This is a genomic window from Bradyrhizobium sp. AZCC 1719 (assembly GCF_036924525.1).
Classification (GTDB): Bacteria; Pseudomonadota; Alphaproteobacteria; order Rhizobiales; family Xanthobacteraceae; genus Bradyrhizobium.
In genome coordinates, this window is sequence record NZ_JAZHRU010000001.1 from 327610 (window position 1) to 339405 (window position 11796).

The window sequence follows — 11796 nt, forward strand, 5'->3', positions numbered from 1 at the left end:
GGGTCAATGTCAGCCCGTTCGCTTCTGGCCACCCTCAAAGACCGCCATACCAGCGGCGGGGTCGAGATCAACCTCGGTCGCTTCCGTCAGCCGCGCCATCGTCATGTAGAAGCCGATCGCGAGGATCGATTCGACGATCTCCTGCTCGCTGAAATGCTTGCGCATGGTGGCAAAGACCGGTTCAGCGACGCGCACGTTCTCGATCACTTCGCGGCCGAACGCCAGCAGCGCCTTTTCGGCGGCATTGAAGGCGGCGTCCTCGTATTTGCCCTGTTCGATGCAGTCGATCTGCCGCTGGGTCACGCCGACGCCGAGCGCGATCGGAACATGCTGCCGCCACTCATATTCGCCGTGCTCCCATTGCGCGACTTGAAGAATCAGCAACTCACGATTGACGTGGCTGAGCTTCTGGCGGTGCAGGATCGAATTGGCGAATCGCATCGCCGGAATGAAATTGGCCTCGGCATGCGCCATCATCCGAAAGATGTTCAATACGACCGGCATCCGATCGAAGGACGCGCGCACGTCGCCGCTGGTTGCCGCCGGATCGATCAGGGGAAGTCTGGCCATTCGCCTCTCCTTGCGCTTGCTGTTCTTATTGCCGTTGCGGCCGCTTCCGCGCTTTGGTCGTAACTTACTTCATAGTTGCCGAATCGCGCATCGCTCAGCGGCCACCGACTTCGCGGATCGGATCGGAGCCGTCCCAATCGGCGGCAACCCGGCGGATGTGCTCGAAGAAACTTCCCTTGCTTCCGCTGATGTCTGAAATCTCCACCACGGTGCCGGGATGGGCTTGGGTATCGAAATAGGCGAAGCGGCCTTTTTCGCCGCCGATCTGGCCCTCGTGTCCCACTTTATGGCCAAGTGACAGTGCGCGGTCGTAGAGGGCCTGATATTCGCGGGTCCAGTACGAGATGTGCTGCAAGCCCTCGCAGCCGGAATCGAGAAACTCCTTGTACATCGAGGGCGCGTCGTTGCGCTGCTGGATCAGCTCGATCTGGAGATCGCCGGAATTGGCGAGCGCCACGCTCATCTCCATGGCGGAGTCCTGGCCGCGGTGGCGGAAGTAATCGGTCTTGACCCTGTCGATGTAGTACCAGGGCCCGACGCCCATCACATTGACCCAATGATCCATGGCGGCGCGGATATCTCGCACCACATATCCGTTCTGGCAGACTGCACCAAAGATACGGCTCATCACGACCTCCGTCTGCTGCCTCTCTCCGCCCCTAGTTTCTATTTGTCCCGCCGTTCAGCCGATCGACCGGCCGCCATCGATCACAAGTTCCGTGCCGGTAACGTAGCGGCTCTCGTCGCTGGCAAGCCACAGAATGCCGTTGGCGATATCTTCCGGCGCGGCCTTGTAGCCGAGCGGCACGGCACGTTCGGTGAGCTTGTCCAGCGTCGGCCCGCGCTCCCGTCCGCCATCCGAGCCGTCTTCGACCGTGCCGATCAGCGTGTCCCAGATCGCGGTTTCGGTGATGCCGGGGTGCAGCGAGTTGACGCGTACGCCGTCCTTGGCGGCTGCGCACTCCAGCGCGACCGATTTCGTGAACAGCCGCACGCCGCCCTTGGTCGCGCAATAACCGGAGACGTTCGCTGACGCCTTGATTCCCGCAATCGAGGAAACGTTGATGATGCTGCCGCCCCCGCCTGCCCGCATCAGCGGGAGCGAATATTTTACGCCGAGGAAGACGCCGTCGAGGTTGACGGCCACCTGTCGCTTCCAGTCGGCAAACGCCATGTCGACGACCGAACCCGACAGGCCGATCCCGGCATTGTTGACGAGAACATCAAGCCTGCCGAATTTGGCCCGGGTCTCGGTCACGACCGACTGCCAGTCTTCCTCACGCGTCACATCGTGATGGTAATACGCGCACTCGCATCCACCGGCGCGCAATTCGCGCTGCAGGCTCTCGCCCTTCTCGTCTTGCAGATCGGTTGCGACGATCCTGGCGCCCTCGCGCGCCAGCAACAGGACTGCGCTTCGCCCAATGCCGTTGGCGGCGCCGGTCACCAGAACGACTTTTCCTTCGACACGCCGCGTCATCGCTGGGTTCGCTTCCTCGTTGTGATCGGCTGTTCAGCCGCTTTGTTATCGCCCGGAGCACAGTGGTTCGCTTTGGAAACGTTCCCATATCCTAGACGATACTGAATCGCAATAAGGATGTTTTCAGGTAAAATACCTTATATATCGTTTCCAGAACACGTTAGATTTCCGCGGCCTTCGTCCGAACGGTGACGCTCAAGGGAGTCCTGCAATGTCGTTGCGCCAGGCCCAGCCTGCACGGCCCACAATTCGTGACGTTGCGGCCCAGGCCGGCGTGTCGGTCAGCAGTGTCAGCCGCGTCTTGAACGGCGAGCCGCATACCAGCCCGGAACTGCATGCCCGGATCATGCGGGCGGTGAACCGCCTGCGCTTCGAGCCGCATTCGGCGGCGCAGGCCTTGCGGTCGCGCGAGAGCAAGACGATCGGCTGCATGGTCTCCGACCTCTCCAACCCGCTCTACAGCGAGATGATTAATGGCGCGGAGGAGGAATTGCAGCGTGCTGGCTACGTGCTGATGCTGGCCGCGACCCGGCACGAGGAGGACCGCGAGACGGCGTTCGTATCAGCGGTACGAAGGCGACGGATGGACGGGTTGCTGTTGTTCGCCGGCGACAACGCCCATACGGAGTTCACCGGCGCGCTGGCAAATCTGGACCTGCCCTGCGTGGCGATCGACCGCGAGGTACCCGGCGTCCCCTCGGTGCGCGCGGACCATCGCGGCGGCGGCCTCGAGATCACGCGGTATCTCATCGGGCTCGGCCACCGCCGCATCGCACTTCTCACCGGACGCGCCGCGTTGCTGCCGAGTTCGGAGCGCCTTGCCGGCTATCGTCAGGCCCATGCCGAAGCCAAGCTCAAGGTCGACCCCGACCTGATCCGGCCGCAGACGCAAGGGTCCAGCATTGCGTTCAGCGACGTCTGTCAATTGCTGCGGGACCCGAACCGGCCGACCGCGATCATTACGCTTGGCACGCACATGCTGGCCGGCGTGATGGATGCGCTCTCCAGTAGCGGCCTGCGCTATCCCGACGATGTGTCGCTGGTGTGCATCGGCGACACTGATCTCGCGCGGCATGCAACGCCGGGGATCTCGGCGCTGACCTGGGATCTGGACCAGATGGGCCGGGTCGCCGCCAACATCCTGCTCGATCGGATTCGCGGCGGCGGCGAAGCGCGGAAGGCCCGGCCGGTCTATCTACCGACACGATTCATCCTTCGACATTCCGGCGCCAAGCCTTGCGCGCCCTGATTGCGAACCCCGCCCATTTCCACGCCCGGCAAACGATGCCCGGCGACGAACGACCAAAACAAAAAAGCAAACGGGAAACCCAGGGAGTGAGTAAATGAAGTTACGCGCGGTCATGCTTTCGCTGCTTGCGCTTGCGTCAGCGGCAGTTTCGGTCCATGCCGAGGACGCGGCCGACTATCCCACCAAGAAGATCAAGATGCTGTTGCCGTTCGGGGCCGGTGGTGGCGGCGACGTGCTTGGCCGGCTGCTTGCCGACCGGATGGGCAAACGGCTCGGCCAAACCATCTACGTCGAAAACCGAATCGGCGCAGCCGGAACGATCGGCGCGCAACAGGCGGCAAGCTCTCCACCCGACGGTTACACCATCACGATCGGCGGCATGACCACCCACGTGCTCGCGCCGGCAGTCTATCCGAACCTGCCCTATGATCCGATCAAGGATTTCACAACCATCGGCCGTATCGGAACGTCATCCATCCTGCTCATTGCGACGAAGGATTTTCCCGCCAGCGACCTGCGCGGGCTGGCCGAGCTATCGAAGAAGAGCGAGCCGATCCAGTATGGAAGCTGGGGCGTCGGCTCGACCGGACATTTCTGCGGTGAAATCCTTTCTCAGAAAGCCAGCGTCCGCCTGCAACATGTCCCGTTCAGCGGTGCAGCGAAGCTTGCAAACGACCTGATGGGCGGTCACATCTCGGTGGGGCTGGTCGATATGGCGACCGGAACGCCGCTGGTGAAGGACGGAAAGCTGAAGGCGCTTGCGGTATGCGGGGGCCGGTCGCCGAGCCTGCCGGAGGTTGCGAGCTATAAGGAGCAAGGCGTCGATTTCGAACGGAGCCTGTCCTGGGTGATGTACGCGCCCGCGGGTCTGCCCGCTCCGATCACGCAGAAGATTTCCGTCGCGTTGAAGGAATCGCTGGCCGAAGCTGACATCACCGAAAAGCTGCTGGCGCTCGGCATCACGGCGGAGTTCATCGCAGGAGACCAGCAGCGCGACATCAACGTCCGCGACATCGAAGCCTGGAAGAAGGTCGCCAGCGATGCGAAGATCGAGGCCAAGTAGCGGAACGATGTCCCGGACGCGGGTGCAGCGCCTGTTCGGCGCCGCAGAGCCGGGACCCATCTCAATGCGCAGGAACGGGTCCCGGCTCAGCAGCGCAGCACTTCGTGCCGCGCTGCGTCCGGGACACGATGCCCGTCCTCGAGCACTCAGCTCGCCTTCCCGAACAGCAGGGGCAACTGACGCGGGCCTCGGACGGTGCCTTCCGACCATGTGACCTTGCCGGCCGGATCGAGCCTGAAATCAGGAATCCGTTTCAGCCATTCCTCGATCGCAACCGTCATTTCCATGCGGGCGAGGTTGGAGCCGACGCAGCGATGAATGCCGAGGCCGAACGCGGCGTGGCGGTTCTCCTTGCGGTCGATGACCACCTTGTCGGCATCGGGGAACATGGCGGGATCGCGGTTGGCGGCCGGGAACGACAGCAGCACCATGTTGCCGGGCTTGACGGGGCAGCCACTGACCGTCGTCTCCTTCATCACCTCACGTGCCATCGTCACCGGTGAGTAGGCGCGCAGCAATTCCTCAACTGCGAGCGGCATCAGCTCCGGCTCATTGACCAAGCGCTCGCGGTCCGCGGGTGTTTTCGCCAAATGCCACAGCGAGGACCCGATCGCGCTCCAGGTGGTGTCGATGCCGGCGATCAACAGCAGCCGCAGCGAACCCAGCACATGTTCGTCCGTGAGCGGGTTTCCGTCCTTGTCCCTTGCCTTCATCAAGGTCGAGATCAGATCGTCGGCCGGATTCTTCCTGCGCTGCTCGATATGGCCGGCGAAATAGCCGGTCATCTCCTTCACCGCCTCCATCAGCGCGTTGTCGTCCTTGATGCCGAGTTCAAGGATGCCGTGAATCCATTTGATGAAGAGGTCGCCGTCCTTCTCGGGAATCCCGAGCATGTGCGCGATGGCGCGGACCGGAATGTGCTTGGTGTAGCGGGCGGCGGCGTCGCATTTGCCGTCGGCAATGAACTCGTCGATCAGTTCGTTGCAGATCGCGCGGACCCGCGGCTCCAGCTTCTTCATCGCATCCGGGGTGAAGGGCGGCAGCAGAATTTGCTTGGCCGGCTTGTGCTCGGGCGGGTCTGAGGTGATCGGCGGCGCGCGGGCCGTGATCTCCGGGCGAACGTCGCGCACGATCACGCGTCGGGAAGAAAAGTGCTCGGTGTCGTAGGCGATTTCTTTCACCGCCTGGTAGGTGGTCGGCATGTAGCAGCCGAGAAAGCGCTCGGTGTGAACGATCGGCGAAGCGGCACGCAGCTCTTCCCAGATCGGAAACGGATCTTCCGTCCACACCGGGTCGGTATGGTCGAAATCGTTGATCCAGTCGGTGACTGGCGGATGCTCGGGCATGATGCTGGCGGAATCGGACATCGGAGCAAATCCTCTGTTTGGTTCGTTCAGATCCAGATGGGGCTAAATCGGTTTTGGGACCGGGCTATTCCTCGGTCACCTCGATCGCGATCTCGGGACAGTTGCTCTGAGCAAGCCAGGCCTTGTCTTCCAGGCCCGCAGGCACGGAGCCGTCGCCGACTTCGTGCGCGTTGCCGAATTCGTCGAGCTCGAACAGTTCCGGTGCCAGTGATTTGCAGCGCGCGTGGCCCTGACATTTGTCCTGGTCGACGCGGATATTCAGCTTTCCGGCCATCGCAGCGTTTCCCCTTTTGCAGCGCGCTTATTTTCCGCGCGTATTTTTCTATCGGCACGGCGGCTCAAACTCGCCGGTCTACCGCGAAGTTATATCATATTACATTCGCGTTGCCGTTGTGCTGTCAAGGCAAAAGTTATAGATCATGGAACTGAATGTCGCCTCGACCCGCACGTAAAGCGCTGAATGCCTACCACCATGGGGATCTTCGTGATGCCCTGGTTCAAGCCGCGTTGCATGAAGTGGAACTGGGCGGTCCCGAGGCGATCAGCATCAGCGCACTGGCCAAGAAACTCGGCGTCTCGCAGCCGGCGCCCTACAAGCATTTTGCCGATCGCGAGACGCTGCTGACGGCTGTGACGGCCGAAGCGTTCCGCCAGTTCAGCGCCATGATGCGTGCGGCGCTTGAAAAGCCGTCGAAGCAGTCCAAGCTGTCGCGCTTCGCGCAGCTCACGCTTGATTTCGGCCTGCGGCGCAACGGCATCTATCGCCTGATGTTCGCGTCTCGAACCATGGCTTGCGCGCCGAAAGGCAGCGAGCTGCATAGTGCAGCAATGGAGACCTTCGAGCTCCTGGTGGAGGCGCTGGAGGCGCCCGCTGTAGAACTGTTGCGCGAGCGGAGCGCTCTGAAGGTCTGGGCCTCGCTACATGGCGTGGTCATGCTCGCTGAGCAGGGATTACTCACCGGTCAGGCTGCCCATGTCAGCCGGGAAGAATTGGTCGAGGACATCGTGGCGGAAACCAAGCTCGCGCTGTCCGTTGCCATCGAGAAGGCCGGCAAGGCTGGTTCATGACGGCCAAAGCTCCGACGGCCACGCCTCACACTGCCGACAATACCGACCTTTATGGCGGCATCGCGCTTGGCATCGCCGCAGCCGCAGCGCTCATCGTCGCTAACTCGCCGCTCGGGCCGCAGTATCAGGCGCTGTTGCACACGACCGGCGAGGTACGAATCGGATCGATCGGACTGAGCAAGACGCTCGAACACTGGATCAACGACGGCTTGATGGCGGTGTTCTTTCTGCTGGTCGGCCTCGAGATCAAACGCGAGGCGATCGAGGGTGCGCTGGCGAGCCCGAAGAAAGCGGCATTGCCCGTGATCGCCGCGTTCGGCGGATTTGTCACGCCGGCCGCCATTTTTGCCGCGGTCAACTGGGGCGATGCCGAGGCGTTACGCGGCTGGGCCATACCGGCAGCCACCGACATTGCCTTTGCGCTCGGCGTCTGCGCCATGCTGGGACGCAGGGTGCCGGCTTCGCTGAAGACTTTCCTGTTGGCGCTTGCGATCATCGACGACCTCATGGCTATAGTCGTCATCGCGATGTTCTATGCTGCCGACCTTTCGGTTCTGGCGCTGGGGCTCGGCGCACTCGGCATCGCTGCGCTCGTGGTTCTCAACCTGCTCGATGTGCGAAGGCCCGCATTCTATCTGATCGCCGGCCTTTTCACCTGGGTCTGCGTGCTCAAATCCGGCGTGCATGCGACCCTTGCCGGTGTCGCCGTCGGCTTAGCGATGCCGCTCACCCGGCACAATGGCCACAGCCTGCTCGAGGACACCGAACATGCACTCAAGCCGTGGGTCAGTTTCGTCATCGTGCCGCTCTTTGCCTTCGCCAATGCAGGCGTATCGTTTCACGGGCTGACTTTGGAAAAGCTGACAGGGCCGATACCACTTGGGATCATTGCAGGGCTGTTCATCGGCAAGCAGATCGGTGTCTTCGGCGCTTCGCTGCTTGCCGTCAGGCTGGGCCTTGCTGCCATGCCGGACGGGGCCACGACGACGAAATTCTATGCCACCGCCATCCTGACCGGCATCGGTTTCACCATGAGCCTCTTCATCGGAACGCTCGCGTTCGACGACGAAATCGTCCTCGCGCAGGTCCGCCTCGGCGTTCTCCTGGCGTCTGTGCTGTCCGGCATCGCGGCCGCGCTGATGTTCTTCGCCATCGGGAAGTCCAACGGAAAGTGATGACGGAAACATCCAACGAACCCGTCACAATTCCTGATCTGCTGTCTTTTTCTGAGCCACGGCCGCCGGAATCCCTTGACCCAGGTCAACTTGTCCACACGGCGCAAACGCGCCACACCTGCTGCGAGATCGACGCTCGCGCACTGGCCACTGCTTGTATTCGCCGCGGCCAAATGGTCATCTTGGCCGGCGAAAGGCGGCGTCGATTGAGCACGAATTTTACCAAACCCGCTGCACCTCGGCCTCTGAGGTTCGCCTCGGCGCGATCTGTCAGAAGCGTGGCTCTCGGCGTGCTGGTGTCGTTCTGCCTTTCAGGTCTGGCCCTCGGAAAAGACCAAGACGACGATGAAGAAGATGCGGCAACAACCAAGCCGGCCCTGCCGAACTTCTATCTCGACATGAGAACCATCTACTCGACGCTGCCCGCCGGTTCGCTCTCGATCGGATTCAGCACGCCTCCCTTGTTATCAAGGCTGGCGAACCTTTCCTCGCTCCGAACCCGGACTTCGCCGTCCAGCCAAAGCCTTTCGGTCGACCTGCCCTTGACCGTCGATGTCAATGATCAGCTCTCGGTCTATGGCGGCGTCAGCGGAGCCACTTCGCAGGCAGGCACCGATCCCTGGTCGACGTTCTCGGTCTATGCCTTTACCGTCGGATTCCAGGCCGACATCTATCAGCAGAACGGCGGAATGTTCCCGACCATCACCATCCAGTCCAACGCGACGCGGTCGATCTCGGACGCGCCACTGGCCACGACGACCTACAACACCATCCTCGAGGCGGACTACGCGCTGAACGCGGATGAGACGCGCGGGCTGCTCGCCGGCGCGCAGTACACCAGAGCCCTGGTCGATACTCCCCTCGCCCGCGTCAGCCCCGATATCATGGGCTATGTCGGCGGCTACTATCAGTGGGACAACAACTGGAAGCTCACCGGCCGCTTCGGCGTGCAATCCTTTGGCGGTGCGCAGCTTCTGAACCTGACGCCATTTCCCGCATTCACGCAGCCGATCGTGCGGTTCGACCTCGACCGCATGGACGACAACGACAATCGGCTGTTCGGCATCACCGCGCAGATCGCCTGGACACCGAAGCCATCGTACCAGCTAACGCTGCGAACGCCGCTCTACGCGATCAAGAATTAGCGACGGGTGCGGCCGGTTTCATGCCGGATGCGGGTCGCGCACGGCCGCGCCGCGCAATAGCTTCCCGATCTCTGGCTTGCAGGCGCCGCAATTGGTGCCGGCCTTCAGGCGCCGGCCGACGTCATCGACGCTGGCCGCACCTTTATGGATTTCGGCGGATATCTGATGCTGCCCGACACCGAAGCATGAGCAGACGATGGGCCCGATGTCGTCGCCTGTATCGAGCGGCTGGCCCGTCAGCAGCGACATCCGCGCACTCGGCGACAATTCCTGTTCCGCGAACAGGCCGGAGAGCCACGACCGCGAAACCAGCCTGTGATCGGGTGCGATGAACACGCAACCCTCCAGCCGGCCGTCGCGAACAGCGGCGTAGCGGAAGCGGCCAACCTTCGGATCGCGATAGGCGATCCACTCGATGTCGTGCCCGACGCGGAGTTGCGCCCGCGCCCAATCGCGCCAGCTCGACGGCCGCTCGTCGAAGGCCAACTCCATCCGCCAGCAGGTCCCTGAAAGCCCGCCGACCCAGTAACCCGCGGCAGGACGCTCGATCTCCCGGCGGCTGAGGATGAAGGCATGCCATTTCGGCAAGTAAGCGGCTGCCTTGACCGGCGTGTGCTTGGACTCTGGCTGTCCGGAGATCGGATCGGTCGCCGGATTGACCAGCGCGTTGACCCGACCGTCGCCGGCATACTCGCCGTTCCAGTGCATCGGCACGAACACGCAGCCGCGCCGCTGCTCGGCGGTGACGACGACGCGCGCCACCATCTCGCCCCACGGGCTGCTCAGCCGCGCGAGCCCGCCATTCTCGACGCCGGCTGCGCGTGCATCGTCGGGGTGGAATTCCGCACAGGGCTCGAAGATGTGTGCCAGTAGCCGCGGCGATTTCCCGGTCCGCGTCATGGTGTGCCATTGATCGCGGACCCGTCCGGTATTGAGCACCAGCGGATAGTCGCGGCTGGTCGCGTTGACGGCTGCGCGCGGCGTCACCGGCACGAAACGGGCTTTGCGGTCGGTAGTGAAGAATTCGCTCGTTTCGAACATCCGCGGCGTGCCGGTCGGATATTCCCGCGTCACAGGCCATTGGATCGGAGTAAGCGCATCGTAAGCGCGGTCGTCGAGCGTATTCAGGGCGGACAGATCGAAATCGCGCGTCCCGTTATTCTCGAAACTCGAAAGCCCGGCGTGCTCGCGGAAGATCGCCGCAGCGCCCGGATAGTCGAACCCCGAAAAGCCCATGCGCCGGGCGACATCGCAGACGGTCCGCCAATCGGCCCTTGCGGCGCCGGGCGCCGGCAGGAACGGTCGCTGCCGGGAAATGCGGCGTTCGGAGTTGGTGACGGTGCCGTCCTTTTCGCCCCAGGTGAGCGCCGGCAGCAACACGTGAGCATGACGCGTGGTGTCGGTATGCCGCATGCAATCGGACACGACAACGAGCTCGCATGCCTCGAGCGCGCGGCGCACGCGATCGGCATCCGGCAGGCTGACCAGCGGATTGGTGGACATGATCCAGACCGCCTTGATGCGCCGATCGGCGATCGCATCGAACATATCGATGGCCTTGAGGCCCTGCTTGTCTGCGATCACAGGCGATTGCCAGAACCGCTGGACGATATCGCGGTGCTGCGGGTTCTCGATCTCCATATGGGCGGCAAGCTGGTTGGCCAGCCCGCCGACTTCCCGGCCGCCCATGGCGTTGGGTTGTCCGGTCAGCGAGAACGGCCCCATACCGGGCCGCCCGATCCGGCCGGTCAACAAATGACAGTTGATGATCGAGTTGACCTTGTCGACGCCGCTGCTCGACTGGTTGATGCCTTGCGAATAGAGCGTGACGACCCGCTCGGTTTTGGCAAACCAGTCGAAGAACAACGCCACTGCGCCCTCGCCCAGCCCGCAGATGTCGGCCGTCTGTGCGACCGTCTGGCCGGCGACCTGCCGCAGCGCGGCTTCGGCGCCGGTGGTGAAGCCATCCACGAATGCGCGATCGATGGCGTTGCGCGATGCAAGATGCGCGAGCAACCCGTTGAACAGCACGGAGTCGCTGCCCGAGCGAAGCGGCAGGTGCAGATCGGCGCCGTCGCATGTCGCGGTCCGCCGCGGGTCGATCACGACGATGCGGCACGCGGGATTGCTGGCCTTGGCGGCCACCATGCGCTGGTAGAGGATCGGATGGCACCAGGCGGCATTGGAGCCGACGAGGACCAGGAGATCGGCGGTTTCGAGATCCTCATAGCAGCCCGGAACGGTGTCGCTGCCGAACGCACGCTTGTGGCCTGCCACGCTCGAGGCCATGCACAGCCGCGAGTTGGTGTCGATGTTCGCAGTGCCGATGAAGCCCTTGGCGAGCTTGTTGATGACGTAATAGTCCTCGGTGAGAATCTGGCCGGAGACATAGAACGCGATCGAATCCGGTCCATGCTCGCGGATGATTCTGCCAAATCCCTCCGCGACATGGTCGAGCGCCGTATCCCAGCTCGTTTCCTGCCCGTTGACCACAGGGGCGAGCAGCCGCCCCTCGAGGCCAATGGTCTCGGCGAGCGCCGAGCCTTTCGCGCACAGCCGCCCGAAATTGGCGGGATGAAGCGGATCGCCCCGGACGGTCACGGCGCCGGCAGGACCCCTGTCAGCGACAACGCCGCAGCCGACCCCGCAATACGGACAGGTTGTCTTCACTGCCACGGG

General features: G+C 63.0%; 11 protein-coding genes. 5 read left to right on the plus strand and 6 right to left on the minus strand.

Translation table 11 applies throughout. The features are described 5' to 3' along the window. Positions 1-9: 9 nt before the first annotated feature. The 3 genes from V1292_RS01615 to V1292_RS01625 form a co-directional block, all read right to left on the minus strand. Positions 10-570, minus strand: a complete 561-nt coding sequence (locus V1292_RS01615; protein WP_334370013.1) for a carboxymuconolactone decarboxylase family protein — start codon at positions 568-570, stop codon at positions 10-12. Positions 571-664: 94 nt separating this feature from the next. Then, the gene (locus V1292_RS01620; protein WP_334370014.1) at positions 665-1198 is read right to left on the minus strand and encodes a VOC family protein; all 534 of its coding nucleotides are present in this window, start codon (positions 1196-1198) and stop codon (positions 665-667) included. Between the two features lie 54 nt (positions 1199-1252). After that, entirely contained in the window at positions 1253-2050 is a 798-nt protein-coding gene (locus V1292_RS01625; protein ID WP_334370015.1) for an SDR family NAD(P)-dependent oxidoreductase, read from the minus strand. A gap of 211 nt (positions 2051-2261) precedes the next feature. Here V1292_RS01625 and V1292_RS01630 point away from each other — a divergent pair, with 211 nt between their 5' ends. Both V1292_RS01630 and V1292_RS01635 read left to right on the plus strand, forming a co-directional pair. Next, positions 2262-3299 carry a LacI family DNA-binding transcriptional regulator gene (locus V1292_RS01630; RefSeq protein ID WP_334370016.1) on the plus strand — a complete coding sequence of 346 codons (1038 nt, stop codon included), beginning with the start codon at positions 2262-2264 and terminating at the stop codon, positions 3297-3299. A 94-nt stretch (positions 3300-3393) separates the two neighbouring features. Beyond that, positions 3394-4362 carry a Bug family tripartite tricarboxylate transporter substrate binding protein gene (locus V1292_RS01635; RefSeq protein WP_334370017.1) on the plus strand — a complete coding sequence of 323 codons (969 nt, stop codon included), beginning with the start codon at positions 3394-3396 and terminating at the stop codon, positions 4360-4362. Between the two features lie 146 nt (positions 4363-4508). Here the strand turns inward: V1292_RS01635 and V1292_RS01640 are convergent, their stop codons facing one another. Together V1292_RS01640 and V1292_RS01645 are read right to left on the minus strand one after the other, a co-directional pair. Next, complete coding sequence (locus V1292_RS01640) at positions 4509-5729, minus strand: cytochrome P450 (RefSeq protein ID WP_334370018.1); 1221 nt, start codon at positions 5727-5729, stop codon at positions 4509-4511. A 64-nt stretch (positions 5730-5793) separates the two neighbouring features. Further along, positions 5794-6003: a ferredoxin gene (locus tag V1292_RS01645; RefSeq protein ID WP_334370019.1), complete on the minus strand. Its 210-nt coding sequence runs from the start codon at positions 6001-6003 to the stop codon at positions 5794-5796. A gap of 155 nt (positions 6004-6158) precedes the next feature. Between V1292_RS01645 and V1292_RS01650 the strand changes: the two genes are divergently transcribed. The 3 genes from V1292_RS01650 to V1292_RS01660 all read left to right on the plus strand — a co-directional run bounded on the left by V1292_RS01650 (position 6159) and on the right by V1292_RS01660 (position 9117). Beyond that, positions 6159-6797, plus strand: coding sequence for a TetR/AcrR family transcriptional regulator (locus V1292_RS01650; RefSeq protein WP_334367310.1), 639 nt, complete (start codon positions 6159-6161; stop codon positions 6795-6797). After that, complete coding sequence (nhaA, locus tag V1292_RS01655) at positions 6794-7972, plus strand: Na+/H+ antiporter NhaA (protein WP_334370020.1); 1179 nt, start codon at positions 6794-6796, stop codon at positions 7970-7972. The genes V1292_RS01650 and nhaA overlap by 4 nt, the downstream gene beginning before the upstream one ends. Positions 7973-8250: 278 nt before the next feature. Continuing rightward, positions 8251-9117 carry a hypothetical protein gene (locus V1292_RS01660; protein ID WP_334370021.1) on the plus strand — a complete coding sequence of 289 codons (867 nt, stop codon included), beginning with the start codon at positions 8251-8253 and terminating at the stop codon, positions 9115-9117. Between the two features lie 18 nt (positions 9118-9135). On the opposite strand, the gene V1292_RS01665 is transcribed toward V1292_RS01660, so the two are convergent. Further along, positions 9136-11793, minus strand: coding sequence for a nitrate reductase (locus tag V1292_RS01665; protein WP_334370022.1), 2658 nt, complete (start codon positions 11791-11793; stop codon positions 9136-9138). Positions 11794-11796: the final 3 nt, after the last annotated feature.